This is a genomic window from Streptomyces sp. JK94, assembly GCF_053613315.1.
Window position 1 is genome coordinate 221620 of record NZ_JBSICH010000009.1, and the last position, 17287, is coordinate 238906.

The window sequence follows — 17287 nt, forward strand, 5'->3', positions numbered from 1 at the left end:
ACACCCGCCGGACTCCCGGCCGCGGCCTGAGAGACCGTGACCGCCGGGCCTACGAGAGGAACACCTCCCGTGCCAGCCACCACCGCCCTGCGCCGTACCCTGGCGGTCCTCGCCGCCCTGCCGCTGCTGGCCCTCGCCGGCTGCGGGTACGGCTCCCAGGCCAAGGACGTCGGGGGCGTGGAGATCGCCGCCGGGGCCGAGAAGACCGACGGTCTCGACTCCGTCCGGATCGGCTACTTCGGCAACGTCACCCACGCGACCGCCCTGGTCGGGAACCAGAAGGGCTTCTTCCAGAAGGAGCTGGGCGCCACCGAGGCCACGTACGCGGTGTTCAACGCGGGCCCGTCCGAGATCGAGGCGCTGAACTCCGGCTCCATCGACATCGGCTGGATCGGCCCGTCCCCGGCGATCAACGGCTACGCCAAGTCGGACGGCAGGAACCTGCGGATCATCGGCGGTTCCGCCTCCGGCGGCGTGAAGCTGGTGGTGAACCCGGAGAAGATCACGTCGTTGCAGGACGTCAAGGGCAAGCGCATCGCGACCCCGCAGCTCGGCAACACGCAGGACGTCGCCTTCCTCGACTGGGTGGCCGAGCAGGGCTGGAAGGTCGACGCGCAGAGCGGCAGGGGCGACGTCACGGTCGTCCGCAGCGACAACAAGGTCACCCCCGGCGCCTTCGCGTCCGGTTCCGTGGACGGCGCGTGGGTGCCGGAGCCGACCGCTTCGCAGCTGGTCGCCCAGGGCGGCGAGGTGCTGCTGGAGGAGTCGGCGCTGTGGCCGGACGAGGCGTTCGTGACCACGAACATCATCGTGTCGCAGGAGTTCCTCGAAGAGCACCCGAAGGCCGTCGAGGCGGTGCTGAAGGCCTCGGTGGACACCAACGAGTGGATCGAGGCCCACCCGGACGAGGCCAAGGCCGCGGCGAACGAGCAGCTGGAGCAGGACACCGGCAAGGCGCTGCCGGCCGACGTCCTGGACCCGGCGTGGCAGTCGATCCGGCTCACCGACGACCCGCTGGCCGCCACCCTCGACGCCCAGGCGGACCACGCCGTCGAGGCCGGCCTGCTGGACCAGCCCGACCTGACCGGCATCTACGACCTCACCCTGCTCAACAAGGTCCTCCGGGCCAAGGGCGAGCCCGCGGTCGACGACGCCGGCCTCGGCGTGAAGTAAGCCCGATCCCGACCGTTCCCAGGAGGTGACGACCATGGCCACGACCACGACCCTCGCCAAGGCCGACGAGAGCACCGAGACGGCCCCGCACGCCGCCCGGATCGCACACGTATCCAAGTCGTTCGCCGGCCCCGCCGGGCGGCAGCTCGTGCTGGACGACATCACCCTCGATGTCGCGCCCGGCGAGTTCGTCACCCTCCTCGGGGCCTCCGGCTGCGGCAAGTCGACGCTGCTGAACCTGGTGGCGGGGCTGGACCGGCCCAGCGCCGGCACGATCTCCACGGACGGGCGGCCGGCCCTGATGTTCCAGGAGCACGCCCTCTTCCCGTGGCTGACCGCGGGCAAGAACATCGAACTCGCCCTGAAGCTGCGGGGCGTGCCCAGGTCCGAGCGCCGCGACAAGGCGGACGAGCTGCTCGAACTCGTCCGGCTGAAGGGCGCCCACGGCAAGCGGGTGCACGAGCTGTCGGGCGGCATGCGCCAGCGGGTGGCGATGGCCCGGGCGCTCGCCCAGGAGAGCAGGCTGCTGCTGATGGACGAGCCGTTCGCGGCACTGGACGCCATCACCCGGGACGTGCTCCACGACGAGCTGACCCGGATCTGGCGCGAGACGCGGCTGTCCGTCCTGTTCGTGACGCACAACGTGCGCGAGGCGGTCCGGCTCGCCGAGCGCGTGGTGCTGCTGTCGTCGCGCCCCGGGCGCGTCGCGCGCCAGTGGACGGTCGGCATCCCGCACCCGCGCCGCATCGAGGACACCGCCGTGGCGGAACTGTCCGTCGAGATCACCGAAGAACTGCGTGGGGAGATCCGCCGCCATGGCCAGCACTGACACGACGCGCTCCGCGAAGGACGGGGGCGGCGGGGACGGGAGCGCCGACGACCGCGGCGACCTCGCCGGTCTGGAGGCGGGCCTGGACGCGCTGGAGACGGTGCAGCAGGGCCGCACGCCCTTCCGGCAGACCTTCGTCGAGAAGATCCTGCCGCCGGCCGTCGCCGTGCTGCTGGTGCTGGCGGTGTGGCAGGGACTCGTCTCCTTCGGCATCGTCGACGATCCGACCAAGCTGCCCGCCCCGTCCGACGTCTGGGACGTGGTCCACCGGGCCTGGCTCCAGGGCGAACTGCTCGGCTACATCTGGACCAGCGTCTCGCGCGGTCTGTCCGGCTTCGTGCTGGCGCTGCTGATCGGCACCCCGCTGGGGCTGCTGGTGGCCCGGGTCACGTTCGTGCGCGCGGCGATCGGACCGATCCTGTCCGGCCTCCAGTCGCTGCCGTCCGTGGCCTGGGTGCCGCCGGCCGTGATCTGGCTGGGTCTGAACAACTCGATGATGTACGCCGTGATCCTGCTCGGCGCGGTGCCCTCCATCGCCAACGGCCTGGTCTCCGGTGTCGACCAGGTGTCCCCGCTGTTCCTCCGCGCGGGCCGCACGCTGGGCGCGACGGGGCTGAAGGGCACCTGGCACGTCGTGCTGCCGGCCGCGCTGCCCGGCTACGTGGCGGGGCTGAAGCAGGGCTGGGCGTTCTCCTGGCGGTCGCTGATGGCCGCGGAGATCATCGCGTCCTTCCCCGACCTCGGGGTGGGCCTCGGCCAGTTGCTGGAGAACGGCCGCAACGCCAGCGACATGGCGATGGTCTTCGAGGCCATCCTGCTGATCCTCGTCGTCGGCATCGCCATCGACCTGCTGATCTTCAGCCCGCTGGAGCGGTGGGTGCTGCGCAGCCGCGGTCTGCTGGTGAGGAGCTGACGGCCCCCATGTCCGCACCGGTCCTTCTGGTCGTCGCCCACGGCAGCCGCGACCCCCGCCACGCCGCGACCGTGCACGCCCTGGTCCGCCGGGTCCAGGCACTGCGCCCGGACCTGCGGGTGGAGACCGGCTTCCTGGACTTCAACGTGCCCTCGGTGCAGGCCGTTCTGGAGTCCCTGGCGGAGGAGGCGCGGTGCGCAGCGCCCGGCGGCAGGGGCGGCGGGCGACGGGAGGGGGTGCGGGAGGTGGTGGCACTGCCGCTGCTGCTGACCCGCGCCTTCCACGCCAAGGCCGACATCCCGGCGGTCCTCGCGGACGCGCCGCCGCGCCTCAGGATCCGGCAGACGGAGGTGCTCGGGCCCTCTCCGCTGCTGCTGTCGGCGCTCGAACGGCGCCTGTACGAGGCGGGCCTCACGCCCGCCGACAAGTCCTCGACCGGGGTCGTGCTGGCCTCGGCGGGGTCCTCCGACCCGGAGGCGATCGCAGTGATCGCAGCAATCGCGCGGGAGTGGCGGCACACCGGTTGGTGCGCCGTGCGGCCTGCGTTCGCCTCCGCATCCCTTCCGCGCACCGAGGACGCGGTGCGCGAGCTGCGGGAACTGGGCTGCGCACGCGTCGCCGTGGCACCGTACGTCCTGGCCCCCGGTTTCCTGCCGGACCGCATCGCGCGGGGCGCGGACGGGGCGGACGTGCTGGCGGACGTCCTCGGCCCCTCGCCGGAGGTGGCGCGGGTGGTGCTGGAGCGGTACGACGAGGCCCGGGTGCCGGTGCTGGCGGCGGTCGGGGCCTGACCCCGGGCGCGGACGGCGCACGCGCGTCGTCCGCCGGGTGGGCGGGCCTCGCGGTGCCGGACGCGTGCCCCGGGGTGTGTGCCGTGCCCCGGGTGTGCCGGCTCCCGGCGCCGGTACCGGGAGTGCCGGCTCCCGGTCCCGTCGCTGGACGTGCTCGGGTCAGGGGCGGTGCGGCGAGGGGCGTGCACGGCGCCCTCCCGCGCGGGTCGTACCGGGCTCGCGGACTAGGAGGGGCGGGTCAGCTCCACGAGCTTGGCGACGGTGTTCCAGTTGCGGGTGGTGGCGATCAGGCCCTTGTTGACGCGGGGCCTGGCGAGGGCGTCGGCGAGTTGCGAGCGGCCGAGGCCGTCCGGGACGTACAGGTACAGGGCCCGGTCTCCGAGGCGGAACTCCTCCGGGAGGAAGTCCCTTCGGTCGATCGCCTCGAAGCGTCCGGCGTCGGCCGGCGCGGAGAAGTAGGTGACGTGCACCTGCTTGGCCTCCAGTTCGGCGGCGGGGAACGGGCACGCCTCGGCGACGTCCCTCAGGTAGGCGTGGTCGCGCACGATCACGTCCGCCGTGAAGCCGAAGTGCTTCTCGATCGCCAGGGCCAACTCGGCCGCCAGGCCATCCTCGTCGCGACGGCCGGACGCGAACACGGCCTGTCCGCTCTGGAGGTAGGTGCTCACGCGTTCGTGGCCGAGGCTCTCCAGGAGCGTGCGCAGTTCCGCCATGGGGACTTTCCTCGCGCCGCCCACGTTGATTCCGCGCAGCAGCGCCGCGTACATCGTCGTCATGCGCACACCATAAGGGGCCGTCGTGCCCCGTGGGGGTGGGCACGACGGCCGTGCCCGCGTGCCGGGCGGACGTGCGCGCCACTCTCTCCGATGCGGGGCGCGCGCTTCAACCACTACGCGTACCTGTGACTTATTCAACAACTCTGCGGAAGGGCGCGGTGCGTGCACCGCACCCTGACCGGCTCCCCCGAGCCACCCCGACAGATGTAGGGGCCCGCGTCCTCCTCAGCGGTGAGGAACGGCGGTACAGGGGGATGCCCCGGTGCCGCCGCGGGTCACCGGAGAGCACGACGAGACGGCCTTGTCCGGCCCCTACCTTCGAAACGGAAGGTGGCGGCGGGGGCTGCCACCTCTCACGAGGGGGCTGGCCCGTCATGCGGAACGGAGAAACACGGGTGCGGGGCATAGCCGCCCGGGCCGGTGGCTGGAGCGCACGGCACCGATGGGCGGCCGTCGGGATCTGGGTGCTGTTCGTCGTCCTGGCGATGGGGCTCGGTTCGGCGGCCGGCCGGGTCGACGTCAAGGACAGCGACCAGCCGGGGGGTGAGACGCACACCGCCGCGAAGATCATCGAGGACGCCGGGATCGAGGAGCCGGCCGGAGAGAGTGTCCTGGTCCAGGCGAAGGACGACGGGACGAAGGCCACGGACGCCGAGTTCCGTGCCGCGGTGACCGCGGTGACCGCGGTGATGGCGGCGGTGGAGGGCACCGGTGAGGTCACGGGCGTGACGTCCCCGTACGACACGAGGACGATCTCGGAGGACGGCCGCAGCGCGCTGGTGCAGTTCGACGTGCGCGGCGCGTCGGACACCGCGGGCGAGCGGGTCGAACCGGTGCTGAAGGCCGTCGCGGGCGTCCAGGAGAAGCACGGCTCGCTGCGGATCGAGGAGATCGGCGGCGCCAGCATGATGAAGACGTTCGACGACGCGTTCGGCGACGACTTCAAGAAGGCCGAGTACTCCGCGGTGCCGGTGGCCCTCGGCATCCTGCTCGTCGCGTTCGGCGCGCTGGTGGCGGCGCCGGTCCCGGTGGCGCTGGCGATCACCGCGATCACCGCGATCACCGCGATCACCGCGATCATGGCGACGATGGGCCTGATGGGGCTGGTCAGCCACTTCCAGCCGATGAGCGAGACCGCCAACTCCGTGATGCTGCTGGTCGGTCTGGCCGTGGGCGTCGACTACTGCCTGTTCTACCTGCGCCGCGAACGCGAGGAACGGGCCGCCGGGCGGGACGCGCGGACGGCCCTGCGGATCGCCGCCGCCACCAGCGGCCGGGCGATCGTCGTCTCCGGTGTCACGGTGTGCGCGGCGATGGCGGGCATGCTGTTCACGGGTATCGCCGAGTTCGAGGCGATGGGTCTTGCCTCGCTGATGGTGGTCGCGGTCGCCATGGTCGGCTCGGTGACGGTGCTGCCCGCGCTGCTGTCCCTGCTGGGTGAGCGGGTGGAGAAGGGCCGCGTGCCGTTCCTGCGCAGGCACCGCGGGAACGGTGGCGGGGAGGGCAGCCGGTTCTGGACGGCCGTTCTGGACCGCGTGCTCGCCAAGCCGCTGCTCGCCGCCGCCGTGGCGACCGGCGCGCTGCTGGCCGTCGCCGCCCCCGCCCTCGGCATGAAGACGCAGAACTTCACGCTGGACCAGGAGTTCGGCGCCTCGCTGCCCGTCGTGCAGACGTACAACCGGGCCGACGAGGCCTTCCCCGGCGGTTCCGACCCGGCCGAGGTGGTCGTGAAGGCCGACGACATCAACGCGCCCGAGGTGAGGGAGGCGCTCGCCGCCTTCCGCGAGCGGGCGGTCGGTTCCGGTGCCTCGCGCGGGCCGGTCCACGTCGTGACGCACGACGAGCAGAACGTGGCCCTGGTGTACGTCCCGCTGGTCGGCGGCTCCGACCTGGACGAGGCGGGCGAGAGCCTGGACAAGCTGCGCGACGAGGTGCGGCCGGCGACGCTCGGCAAGGTCGACGGGGTCGAGGCGCCGATCACCGGGCAGGTCGCCGGCTCGAAGGACTTCAACGACCAGCTCGTCGGATCGGTCCTCCCGGTCTTCGTGTTCGTGGTGATCTTCGCCTTCGTGCTGATGCTGCTGTCGTTCCGCTCGCTCACGATCGCGCTCACCTCCATCGTGCTCAACCTGCTGTCGGTGGGCGCGGCCTACGGCATCCTGGTCGCCGTCTTCCAGCACGGGTGGGGCGCCTCGCTGGTGGGCGCGGAGGGCGTGGGCGCCATCATCTCCTGGCTGCCGCTGTTCCTCTTCGTGATCCTGTTCGGCCTGTCGATGGACTACCACGTGTTCGTGGTGTCCCGGATCCGCGAGGCCCGGCTGCGCGGGCGGACCACCGGGGACGCGATCCGGCACGATGTGGTCACCACGGCCGGCGTCGTCACCAGCGCCGCCGTCATCATGGTCGCCGTGTTCGCCATCTTCGGCACGCTGTCCATGCAGTCCATGAAGCAGATGGGGGTGGGCCTGGCGGCGGTGGTGCTGATCGACGCGACGGTCATCCGGGGCGTCCTGCTGCCGGCCGTGAGGGCCCTGCTCGGCGAACGCAACTGGTACCTGCCGAAGTGGCTGCACCGGCTGCCCGACCTCACCCACGACGAGACGCCCGAGGCGATCGTGCCGACGCACCGGAACGACGAGGGCGAGCGCGGGGAGCGGGGCGAGCGGGTCGGGGTCTGAGTGTCCCGGTACGCGGGGAGGGCCCGTCGGTTCGGGGGAACCGACGGGCCCTTCGCGCCTCCTCACCGGCGGTGCGGTCGAGCCTCCACCGGCGGTGCGGTCACGCCTCCACCGGCGGTGCGGTCACGCCTTCACCGCCGCCAGCTCCGCCTCGATCAGGTCGGCGGCCCGCCGGGTGCCGCCCTCCCGGGCCATCCGGGCCTGGATCTCCTCCAGCCGCCGTGCCACCTCCGGGTCGTCGACCAGGGCGAGGGCCGCGGTGCGCAGTGCGTCGGCGGTGGCCTCCTCGGTGGGCAGGTGGCGGGCGACGCCGAGCCCCTGGAGCATGTCCGCGTTGCCGAACTGGTCCACGGCCTGCGGTACGGCGATCATCGGCGTGGCGGTGGCGAGGCCCTCCTGGCTGCCGCCCGCGCCCGCGTGGGTGACGAACAGGTCGGCCTGCCTGAGGACCGCCAGCTGCGGCACCCACGAACGGACCTCCACGTGGTCCGGTACGTCGCCCAGCTCGGGGGCGCCGACGTGCCGGCCGACCTGGAGCACCACGTGCCAGCCGGGCAGCTCGCCGAAGGCCTTGACGCACTCCCGGTAGAACGCCGGCTGCTTGGTGAAGGAGGACCCGAGCGAGACGAGGACGACCTTCTCCGCGCCGTCGGGACGCTGCCAGTCGCCCTCGGCGGCACGGTCTCCCTGGCAGGCGCCGACGAAGGTGTACGCCTTCTCGTCGACCCGGTCGGCGTTCGGCTGGAGCGCCTTCGGGATCAGCACCAGGGAACGGGCGGGGCGGCCGACGAACGGGTCGGGGTGCTCGGTGATCCCGTTCTCCTCCAGCCAGGCGTGGAAACGGGCGTAGTACGCCTGGCCCCGCACGGTCTTGAGCGGCTCCTCCCACATCGGCTCGCCGACCTCCTGCTCGTACCCCTCCCAGGCGACCAGGTTCGGCGAGAGCGAGACGGCGGGGACGCCCCAGCGATGGGCGAGGACGCGGGCCGGGTACGAGGTGATGTCGTGCAGGACCAGGTCCGGCTCGTCGCCCTCGTACGCCTCGACGAGCTGCGGGAGGGCCTGGATCGCGTCGTCGAGGAACGGCTCGACGTTGTCCAGCAGCGTGGTCCCCCACGCCTCCGGGTCGGCGTCGGGGCCGGGCAGCGTGCTGTTCCAGAGCTTGGGTTCGGCGCCCGTCCCGGCGACCTTCTCCGCGAAGAGCGGCGGGATCGCGTACGTCACCCGGTGCCCTCGCGCGACGAGTTCACGGATCACCTCCAGGCTGGGGTTCACGTGGCCGTGCGCGGCGATGGAGAACATGGCGATGTGAGCGGGAGCGGTCATGCGGACACAGTAGGCGAGACGATACGTCTCGTGCAAGTATTTTCAGGTCCGGGACGTTCAGGGTGCCGACCCCCTGCGTGGGCCCGTGCGGCCCATGGCCGGGCTCTTCGCCCGGCCGGGACGCGCCTGGTCATCGTCGTGAGGGCGCCGTGCCCCGCCGAGAGGCCGCGCCCGCGCTCCCACCTGTGTGAATGCGACACTGGCCGACGGACGGCGGGACCCGGCGGACACGACGGATCCGGCAGACCCGGCGGACGGCGGGACCCGGCGGACACGACGGATCCGGCAAACCCGGCGGACACCATGGGACCCGACCGCCACGACGGATCCGGCGGGCATTAGGAACACGGCACCAGGAACACGGAGGCACGGGACGATGGACGAGGCACGGGCTCGGGAGGTGCTGGCCGCGGCGGGGGTGCTGCCCGGCCCGGCGCGAAGGGCGCGGTTGCTCGCCCTCGGTGAGAACGCGGTGTTCGTCGCCGGTGACCTCGCGGTCAAGGTCGGCCGCGACGCCGAACTCCTGGACCGGGCGCGCCGGGAACTGGCCGTCGCGGTGTGGCTGGAGGAGGCCGGTGTGCCGGCGGTGCGGGCGGCCGACCCCGCGGCGCTGTTCGTCGACGGGCACCCGGTGACGCTGTGGCGGCGGTTGCCCGACCCGGTGCGGCCCAGCGAGCCGCGGGACGTGGCCGCGCTGCTCCGGCTGGTCCACGCGCTGCCCTCCCCCTCCTTCGCGTTGCCGCCCCGCGACCTGCTGGGCGGCGTGGAACGCTGGCTGCGACTGGCGGGCGAGGTGATCGACCCCGCGGACGCCGCCTACCTGCGCGAGCGCCGGGACGGCTTCGCGACGGCCGCCGCCGCACTCACCCCCCGTCTGCCGCGGGGCCCGATCCACGGGGACGCGCTGCCCCGCAACGTGCACGTCGGCCCCGACGGGCCGGTTTTGGTCGACCTGGAGACCTTCTCCACCGACCTGCGCGAGCACGATCTGGTGGTGATGGCGCTCAGCCGGGACCGCTACGGGCTGCCCGCCGCGGCGTACGACGGCTTCACCGGCACCTACGGCTGGGACGTGCGGGAGTGGGACGGCTGCGCGGTGCTGCGCGGTGCGCGGGAGACGGCCAGTTGCGCGTGGGTGGCTCAGCACGCGCCGGGCAACCCGAAGGCGCTGGCCGAGTTCGAACGCCGGGTGGCGTCGCTGCGGGACGGCGACCCGACGGTGCGCTGGCACCCGTTCTGACGCCGCGTCGCCCGCCCGGGACGGGGCCGGGTCAGACCCGCTCGGCGGCCGGTTCGCGCAGCGGCCATCTGCCGTCGACGACGGCCGTGGCGTCGCCCTTGCGGCGCAGGAAGCTCTGGAAGTCCGCCGCCCACTCGGCGTACCACTCGATCTGGCGGTGGTGCAGGTCCGCCGGGCCCAGGGTCGCGACCTTGGGGTGGCGGCCGGCTATCGCGCAGGCCAGCCGGGCCGCGGCGAGGGCGTCGGCCGTGGCGTCGTGGGCGGCGTCGAGCGGGACGCCGTACTCCCGGCAGACCGCTTCCAGGTTGCGCTTGCCGCGGCGGTAGCGGTCGACGGAACGGTCGATGGTGTACGGGTCGATGACGGGGGCGGGGTCCGCACCGCCCAGCCGGTCGCGCAGGGACGGCAGTCCGTGGCGCCGCAGTTCGGCGGAGAGGAGGGTGAGGTCGAAGGCCGCGTTGTAGGCCACGACCGGGACGCCCGTCTTCCAGTAGGCGGCGAGCACGCCGGCGATGGCGTCCGCGACCTGGTCGGCGGGGCGGCCCTCGGCCGCCGCCCGCTCGTTGCTGACGCCGTGCACCGCCACCGCGTCGGGCGGGATCTCCACGCCGGGGTCGGCCAGCCACTCCCGGCGTCCGCGCGGCTCCCCGCCCACGACCTCGATCACGGCTCCCGTGACGATGCGCGCCTCGCACGGGTCGGTGCCCGTCGTCTCCAGGTCGAAGCCGATCAGCGGCTCCCGGTGCCAGCCCATGGGCGGTCCCCCTTCTCGGTGGTGCGTTCCCCCAGTGGTCTCCACCTTCGCACGGGCCACTGACAACGAGAGGAGCGCATTCCGCTTACGCCCGGTCAGGTCCGGGACCGACGGCGGGCGGGAGACCGGGCCGGCATCGCGCACCGGCGCTCAGGACACCGCCCGCGAATCCGCCCACATCAGCTCGAACTCCTCGCGGTAGGTCGGGAAGAGCCCCCCTTCGTCGAGCTGGTCCGTCTTCACGACCCTGCCGCCGTTGCGCCCGTTGCGCAGGACGAGCACCGGTGCCTCCATCCCCCGCGTCCGGCGCAGGTAGGACTGGACGACCGCGATGCCGTCGGCGCCGTCCCCGTCGACCAGGTAGGCGGTGAAGCGGGGCGTCTCGTCGAAGACCTGGATCTCGAACGCGCCGGGGTCCCGCAGCCGGGCGCGCACCCGGCGCATGTGCAGGATGTTCATCTCCACGGCGCGGCTCAGCTCGCCCCGCTTGATGCCGAGTTCCCGCTCGCGGCGCTTGATCGCGCTGGAGGCCGGGTTCAGGAAGAGCAGGCGCACCCGGCCGCCGGACTCGGCCAGCCGCAGCAGGCGCCGGCCGGAGAAGTTCTGCACGAGCAGGTTGAGGCCGATACCGAGGGCGTCCACCCGACGGGCGCCGCCGAAGAGGTCCTCGGCCGGGAACTGGCGCAGCAGCCGCACCCGGTCCGAGTGGACCGCGACCACGTCGGCGTACCGGTCGCCGACCAGGTCCTCCACCGCGTCGACCGGCATCCGCCGCGCGGACGGCACGTCGCTGCCCGCGCCGAGGATCTCCAGCAGGCGCGCCGAGGCCCGCTCGGCCTGGTTCAGGACCGCCTCGGACAAGGCCCGGTTGCGGGAGACGACGTTGCGGGTGACCTCCAGCTCGTCCAGCGCGAGTTCCACGTCCCGGCGCTCGTCGACGTAGGGCTCGAAGCAGGGCCAGTGCTGCACCATCAGCTCGCGCAGCTGCGGCAGCGTGAGGAAACTGAGGACGTTGTCGTCGGCCGGGTCGAGCAGGTAGCCCTTGCGGCGGCTGACCTCGCGGACGGCGACGGCGCGCTGCACCCACTCCTGCCCGGCGGGGCCGGCCGCGGCGACCACCCAGTCGTCGCCGTGGACGGGCTCGTAGACCGGCCTGAGGACGGCGGCCACGACCGCGCGCAGCCGCTGTTCGACGAGGTTGAGCCAGATGTAGGCCCGGCCCGCCCGCTGCGCACGGGTGCGCACCTCGTGCCAGGCGTCGGCGTCCCAGTCCAGTTCCGGACCGATCGCGCCCGCGTTCATCGGCCGCACCAGGGACACCGCGCCGGGCGGGACGTCCGTGGAGTTCCCCTGGTGACCGTCGTCACCAGGAGGCAGCTCCAGCCCTCCCGAGCCCACCCGCGCACCGCCTTCCGCTCCCCCGGAGCACCTTCGGGGAAACCCCGCCCAACGATCAAGGAAGGGTACTCCGCGAGCGGTCCGCGGTGCAGCCCGATGGACGCGCCGGTTTCCCCAACCTCCGTGTCCCACACGTCCGTTCCGGCGGTCCGGACACCGTGGAGTGAGCGGATTCATAGCGGTGACGTCGCACGCCGCGGGGAAGAATCCCTCGCGCCCTTCCCGGGCGCGGACCGAGCAGATCGCCGACGGGTGGGTAGGAGGACGTACGTGCTAGGTGGTCGCCTCACTTTCGGGGAGACTCGGAGCCATGGCGTCCGCACCGGCGCCCCACACCTGAAAGAGTCGTGTCCATGCAGGTCTGGCCTGGAGAGGCATATCCACTCGGTGCCACGTACGACGGCGCCGGCACCAACTTCGCGGTCTTCACGGAGGCCGCCGACCGAGTAGAGCTGTGTCTGCTGCACGACGACGGCTCGGAAGCCGCGGTCGAGCTGAGGGAGAGCGACGCGTTCGTACGGCACGCGTACGTGCCGGGCGTGATGCCCGGGCAGCGGTACGGCTACCGCGTGCACGGCCCGTACGCGCCGGAACGCGGGCAGCGCTGCAACAGCGCCAAGCTGCTCCTCGATCCGTACGCGCGTGCGATCAGCGGCTCGATCCGGTGGGGCGAGGAGGTGTACGGCTACCACTTCGACGACCCCGATCGGCGCAACGACCTGGACTCCGCTCCGCACATGATGTCCTCGGTCGTGGTCAACCCCTACTTCGACTGGGGCGACGACCGGCGCCCCCGGACGGAGTACCACCACACGGTGCTCTACGAGGCCCACGTGAAGGGCCTGACCATGCGGCACCCGGGCCTGCCCGAGGAACTGCGCGGCACCTACGCGGCCCTCGCCCACCCGGCGCTCATCGAGCACCTGACCGAGCTGGGGGTGACCGCGCTGGAGCTGATGCCGGTGCACCAGTTCGTCAACGACCACCGCCTGGTGGACATGGGCCTGAACAACTACTGGGGCTACAACACCATCGGCTTCTTCGCCCCGCACAACGCGTACGCCTCCTGGGGCGACCGCGGCCAGCAGGTGCTGGAGTTCAAGTCGGCGGTCAAGGCGCTGCACGAGGCCGGGATCGAGGTCATCCTGGACGTCGTCTACAACCACACCGCCGAGGGCAACCACCTGGGCCCGACGCTGTCCTTCAAGGGCATCGACAACCCCTCCTACTACCGGCTGACCGACGATCCCCGCTACTACATGGACACCACGGGGACCGGGAACTCACTGCTCATGCGGTCGCCGCACGTGCTCCAGATGATCATGGACTCGCTGCGGTACTGGGTCACCGAGATGCACGTCGACGGCTTCCGCTTCGACCTCGCGGCCACCCTGGCCCGGCAGTTCCACGAGGTGGACCGGCTGTCCTCGTTCTTCGACCTGGTGCAGCAGGACCCGGTCGTCTCGCAGGTGAAGCTGATCGCCGAGCCGTGGGACGTGGGCGAGGGCGGTTACCAGGTGGGCAACTTCCCGCCGCTGTGGACCGAGTGGAACGGCAAGTACCGGGACACGGTGCGGGACCTGTGGCGCGGCGAGCAGCGCACGCTGGCCGAGTTCGCGTCCCGGCTGACCGGTTCGTCCGACCTGTACCAGGACGACGGCCGCCGTCCGCTCGCCTCGATCAACTTCGTGACCTGCCACGACGGCTTCACCCTGCACGACATGGTGGCGTACAACGAGAAGCACAACGAGGCCAACGGCGAGGACAACCGGGACGGCGAGAGCCACAACCGCTCCTGGAACTGCGGCGTCGAGGGTGACACCGACGATCCGGCGGTGCTGGAGCTGCGGGCCCGGCAGATGCGCAACTTCATCGCCACGCTGCTGCTGTCCCAGGGTGTACCGATGATCAGCCACGGTGACGAGTTCGCGCGCACCCAGAAGGGCAACAACAACGCCTACTGCCAGGACAACGAGCTGGCGTGGGTGGCGTGGCCCGAGGGCGACGGCACGGGCGGCGAGCTGCTGGAGTTCACCCGCTCCATGGTGTGGCTGCGCAAGGACCACCCGGTCTTCCGCAGGCGGCGCTTCTTCCACGGGCGCCCCGTGGAGGGCACCCACGACGAACTGTCGGACATCGCGTGGTTCACCCCCGAGGGTACGGAGATGACCCAGCGGGACTGGAACTCGGCGCGGGCGTCGGCGCTCACGGTGTTCCTGAACGGCAACGCGATCTCGGAACCCGGCGCACGCGGGGAACGCATCGCCGACGACTCGTTCCTGCTGATGTTCAACGCCTCGCCCAAGCCCTTGGAGTTCGTGGTGCCGGTCGACCACGGCCGGCAGTGGGAGGTGATCGTCGACACCGCCCGCACCGAGGGGGCGGCCGGGGGAACGGGCGCGAAGGTGCAGGCCGGGGACCGGCTGACCCTGGTGGACCGGAGCCTGACGGTGCTGCAGCGGCCGGTGTAGGACCTGACCGGCGAACGGGCGCGACGGCGTCGCGGGGCGGACGGGCGGGAAGGGCCGGGCGGGGTCCGGAGCCTGCCGTGCCGGGCGCTTCGCCCACGCGCGTGCGGTGGGTGACCGCGGTGTGTCCGGCGTACGGCGCGCGGTCGCGGTGCGTCCGGCGTGCGGTGCCGGGCGCGGCGCCGGCGCGGGCGGGCGCGGCGGCCATGGCGAGCCCCGCCACCGCTCGTCACTCCCCTGGCGGCAGGGGCGGGCCAGGCCGATCACCTCCCGGTACGCCCGCGGCGCGCCGCGCCGGCCGGTGCCTCGGCCGCCTCCACCGCTCGCAGCCGGCCACCCGCGCGTACCCCCTGTGGAGGGGGCGATGACACGAAAGGCGGCGAGACGGGTACGTAGGTCTCCATGACACCTGAGCGACCCGACCCGACGGTGCCCACAGCCACGTACCGGCTGCAGTTGCAGCCCGACTTCCCCTTCTCGGCCGCGGCCGCGGCCGTGCCGTACCTGGCCTCGCTCGGCGTCTCGCACCTGCACCTGTCCCCGGTGCTGGAGGCCGTGCCCGGCTCGTCGCACGGCTACGACGTCGTCGACCATTCGCGCGTACGCGGGGAACTGGGCGGCGAGGAGGGGCTGCGGGCGCTGGCGCGCACCGCGCGGGAGCACGGCCTGGGCCTGGTGGTGGACATCGTGCCGAACCACATGGCGATGTCCCCCCGCCACAACCGGGCCCTGTGGGACGTGCTGCGCGAGGGCCCGAAATCGCCCTACGCGCGGTGGTTCGACGTCGACTGGGAGGCGCAGGGCGGCCAGGTGCTGCTGCCGGTGCTGGGCGCCCCGGTCGGCGAGGTGCTGGACGACCTGCGGGTCGACGGCGACGTACTGCGTTACCACGACCACGTCTTCCCCCTGCGGGACGGCACCGGGGACCTGCCGCTGCCGCAGCTGCTGGACGCGCAGTGGTACCGCCCGGTGTGGTGGCGGCTCGCCCGCACCGAGCTGAACTACCGGCGCTTCTTCAGCATCTCGGAGCTGATCGGCGTACGCGTGGAGGACCCGGAGGTGTTCGAGGCCACGCACGCCACGATCCTGCGGCTGCTGCACGAGGGCGTGGTCGACGGGCTGCGCGTCGACCATCCCGACGGCCTCGCCGACCCCGGCACGTACCTCCGGCGGCTGCACGAGGCCAGTGGCGGCCGGTGGACGGTGGTGGAGAAGATCCTGGCGGACGGCGAGCGGCTGCCGGCCGCCTGGCCCGTGGCCGGCACGACCGGCTACGACGCCCTGCGGCACGTCGACGCCCTCTTCACGGACCCGGCCGGGTACGGGGAACTCGTCGTCCGGTACCGCGGTTTCACGGCCCCGCAAGCGGACCGGGGCGGGGACTGGGCGGCGACGGTGCGGCGGGCGGCCCACAAGGTGCTCACGCACGAGCTGGCCACCGAGCTGGACCGGCTGACGCGGGTGGCGCACCGCCTGTGCGTCGCCTCCCCGGAGCCCGCCCTGCGCGACCGGGCGCCGTGGGCGCTGCGCACGGCACTGCGGGAGCTGCTGGTCCGGCTGGAGGTGTACCGGCCGTACACCCCGACGGACGCCGCGTCCGTCGTCACCGAGGAGGCCGCCGCCGAGGCGCGGCTCGCGTTCCCGGTGCGGGAGGAGGGCGGGGCGGTGGACGCGGTACGGGACCTGGTGCTCGGGCGGTTCGGGGACGGGCCTGAGCACGTGGAGTTCCGGACGCGGTTCGCGCAGACCGCGTCGGCGCTGCGCGCCAAGTCCGTCGAGGACACGGCGTTCTACCGCTACGTGCCGTTGCTGTCGGCGACCGAGGTGGGCGGGAACCCGGGCGGCCCGGCCCTGTCACCGGACGCGTTCCACGCGTACTGCGCGCGCGTGCAGCGCGACTGGCCCGCGACCGGCACGGTCGTCACGACCCACGACACCAAGCGCAGCGCCGACGTGCGCGCCGCGCTGGCGGTCCTCACGGAGTGCCCCGAGCGGTGGACGGACGTCCTGGCGGAGGTCGCCCGCACCGGCGAGGGCGTGCCGGACGCGCAGCTGGCGTGGGCGGCCTGGCAGACGGTGTTCGGGCTGGGGCCGGCGGACGGTGAGCGCGTGCGGGGGGCGTTGCTGAAGCACGTGCGCGAGGCGGGGATGCACACCAGCTGGACGGAGCAGGAGCCGCCGTACGAGGACGCGGTGGCCCGGTTCGTGACGGCGGGGCCGTGCGGCACGCCGGGGGGACGGGTGGCCGCCCTGCGCGACGCGCTGGAGCCGCACATCCGGGCCAACGTCCTCGGCACGGCCCTGACGCACCTGACGATGCCGGGGGTGCCGGACCTCTACCAGGGCACCGAGGACGAGTACCTGGCCCTGGTGGACCCGGACAACCGCCGGCCCGTGGACTTCCCGCCCGCCGGGGGCGGCGACGCCGGGGCGGTGGACGCGGGGACCGCGGGGACGAAGGGCGCGGTGACCCGGGCGGCGCTGGCACTGCGGGGGCGGCGGCCGGAACTGTTCGGCGACGCGGCGACGTACGCGCCGCTCACCGCCGAGGGGCCCGCGGCGGCGCACTGCGTGGCGTTCGCCCGCTCCGGGGAGGTCGTGACCGCCGTGACCCGGCTGTCCCTGCGGCTGGCGGAGGCGGGTGGCTGGCGCGGTACGACACTGCCGCTGCCGCCCGGCCGGTGGGCCGACGCGCTGACGCCCGGACGGGAGTTCACCGGGCACGCGCGCGTGGAGGAGCTGTTCGCGGGAGTGCCGGTGGCGTTGCTGGAGCGGGTGGCGGCGGCCGGGGCGGACGCGGGCTGAGCGGCGGGCACGGGCTGAGCGGCGGGCACGCCGGGCGGCTCACGCCTGTCCCTCCCCGCCGCACGGCATCGAGGGGGGGGGGAAAACCACAGCAAAAGAGAAAACAAACCCCCAGAGGCGAAAACTCACCCCACCC

General features: G+C 73.0%; 12 protein-coding genes. 8 read left to right on the forward strand and 4 right to left on the reverse strand.

The genetic code is table 11. The features are described 5' to 3' along the window. Window positions 1–69 precede the first annotated feature (69 nt). The 4 genes from ACVV2G_RS10020 to ACVV2G_RS10035 are packed head-to-tail and all read left to right on the forward strand — an operon-like array spanning window position 70 to window position 3706. Entirely contained in the window at window positions 70–1173 is a 1104-nt protein-coding gene (locus ACVV2G_RS10020) for an aliphatic sulfonate ABC transporter substrate-binding protein (protein ID WP_453842269.1), read from the forward strand. 34 nt (window positions 1174–1207) lie between these two features. Continuing rightward, window positions 1208–2002: an ABC transporter ATP-binding protein gene (locus ACVV2G_RS10025; RefSeq protein WP_453842270.1), complete on the forward strand. Its 795-nt coding sequence runs from the start codon at window positions 1208–1210 to the stop codon at window positions 2000–2002. After that, entirely contained in the window at window positions 1989–2915 is a 927-nt protein-coding gene (locus ACVV2G_RS10030; RefSeq protein WP_453842271.1) for an ABC transporter permease, read from the forward strand. The genes ACVV2G_RS10025 and ACVV2G_RS10030 overlap by 14 nt, the downstream gene beginning before the upstream one ends. An 8-nt stretch (window positions 2916–2923) precedes the next feature. Continuing rightward, window positions 2924–3706 carry a sirohydrochlorin chelatase gene (locus ACVV2G_RS10035; protein WP_453842272.1) on the forward strand — a complete coding sequence of 261 codons (783 nt, stop codon included), beginning with the start codon at window positions 2924–2926 and terminating at the stop codon, window positions 3704–3706. A 224-nt stretch (window positions 3707–3930) separates the two neighbouring features. Here ACVV2G_RS10035 and ACVV2G_RS10040 read toward each other — a convergent pair whose 3' ends face one another. Further along, complete coding sequence (locus ACVV2G_RS10040; protein WP_453842273.1) at window positions 3931–4482, reverse strand: DUF1697 domain-containing protein; 552 nt, start codon at window positions 4480–4482, stop codon at window positions 3931–3933. Window positions 4483–4856: 374 nt separating this feature from the next. Here ACVV2G_RS10040 and ACVV2G_RS10045 point away from each other — a divergent pair, with 374 nt between their 5' ends. Next, entirely contained in the window at window positions 4857–7160 is a 2304-nt protein-coding gene (locus tag ACVV2G_RS10045; protein WP_453842274.1) for an MMPL family transporter, read from the forward strand. Between the two features lie 123 nt (window positions 7161–7283). Here ACVV2G_RS10045 and mgt read toward each other — a convergent pair whose 3' ends face one another. After that, window positions 7284–8486 (reverse strand): macrolide-inactivating glycosyltransferase, encoded by a 1203-nt coding sequence (gene mgt / locus ACVV2G_RS10050; RefSeq protein WP_453842275.1) that lies wholly within the window; start codon window positions 8484–8486, stop codon window positions 7284–7286. 376 nt (window positions 8487–8862) lie between these two features. Here mgt and ACVV2G_RS10055 point away from each other — a divergent pair, with 376 nt between their 5' ends. Further along, on the forward strand, window positions 8863–9726 hold the full coding sequence (locus ACVV2G_RS10055; RefSeq protein ID WP_453842276.1) for a phosphotransferase enzyme family protein: 864 nt from the start codon (window positions 8863–8865) through the stop codon (window positions 9724–9726). A 31-nt stretch (window positions 9727–9757) separates the two neighbouring features. Here the strand turns inward: ACVV2G_RS10055 and ACVV2G_RS10060 are convergent, their stop codons facing one another. After that, on the reverse strand, window positions 9758–10480 hold the full coding sequence (locus ACVV2G_RS10060) for a 3'-5' exonuclease (protein ID WP_453842277.1): 723 nt from the start codon (window positions 10478–10480) through the stop codon (window positions 9758–9760). A 150-nt stretch (window positions 10481–10630) separates the two neighbouring features. Then, window positions 10631–11878 carry a DUF5919 domain-containing protein gene (locus ACVV2G_RS10065; protein WP_453842278.1) on the reverse strand — a complete coding sequence of 416 codons (1248 nt, stop codon included), beginning with the start codon at window positions 11876–11878 and terminating at the stop codon, window positions 10631–10633. Between the two features lie 353 nt (window positions 11879–12231). On the opposite strand from ACVV2G_RS10065, the gene glgX reads away from it, so the two are divergent. Together glgX and treY are read left to right on the forward strand one after the other, a co-directional pair. After that, complete coding sequence (gene glgX, locus ACVV2G_RS10070; RefSeq protein WP_453842279.1) at window positions 12232–14349, forward strand: glycogen debranching protein GlgX; 2118 nt, start codon at window positions 12232–12234, stop codon at window positions 14347–14349. 399 nt (window positions 14350–14748) lie between these two features. Next, a complete protein-coding gene (gene treY, locus ACVV2G_RS10075; protein WP_453842280.1) occupies window positions 14749–17151 on the forward strand; it encodes a malto-oligosyltrehalose synthase in 2403 nt (800 codons plus the stop codon). The last annotated feature ends 136 nt before the right edge of the window (window positions 17152–17287 follow it).

Excerpts from the sequence above, each read along its gene's own strand:
- ACVV2G_RS10025 (WP_453842270.1), top strand. The coding sequence starts at position 1,208 with ATGGCCACGACCACGACCCTCGCCAAGGCCGACGAGAGCACCGAGACG.
- ACVV2G_RS10030 (WP_453842271.1), top strand. The coding sequence starts at position 1,989 with ATGGCCAGCACTGACACGACGCGCTCCGCGAAGGACGGGGGCGGCGGG.
- ACVV2G_RS10035 (WP_453842272.1), top strand. The coding sequence starts at position 2,924 with ATGTCCGCACCGGTCCTTCTGGTCGTCGCCCACGGCAGCCGCGACCCC.
- ACVV2G_RS10040 (WP_453842273.1), bottom strand. The coding sequence starts at position 4,482 with ATGACGACGATGTACGCGGCGCTGCTGCGCGGAATCAACGTGGGCGGC.
- ACVV2G_RS10045 (WP_453842274.1), top strand. The coding sequence starts at position 4,857 with ATGCGGAACGGAGAAACACGGGTGCGGGGCATAGCCGCCCGGGCCGGT.
- mgt (WP_453842275.1), bottom strand. The coding sequence starts at position 8,486 with ATGACCGCTCCCGCTCACATCGCCATGTTCTCCATCGCCGCGCACGGC.
- ACVV2G_RS10055 (WP_453842276.1), top strand. The coding sequence starts at position 8,863 with ATGGACGAGGCACGGGCTCGGGAGGTGCTGGCCGCGGCGGGGGTGCTG.
- ACVV2G_RS10060 (WP_453842277.1), bottom strand. The coding sequence starts at position 10,480 with ATGGGCTGGCACCGGGAGCCGCTGATCGGCTTCGACCTGGAGACGACG.
- glgX (WP_453842279.1), top strand. The coding sequence starts at position 12,232 with ATGCAGGTCTGGCCTGGAGAGGCATATCCACTCGGTGCCACGTACGAC.
- treY (WP_453842280.1), top strand. The coding sequence starts at position 14,749 with ATGACACCTGAGCGACCCGACCCGACGGTGCCCACAGCCACGTACCGG.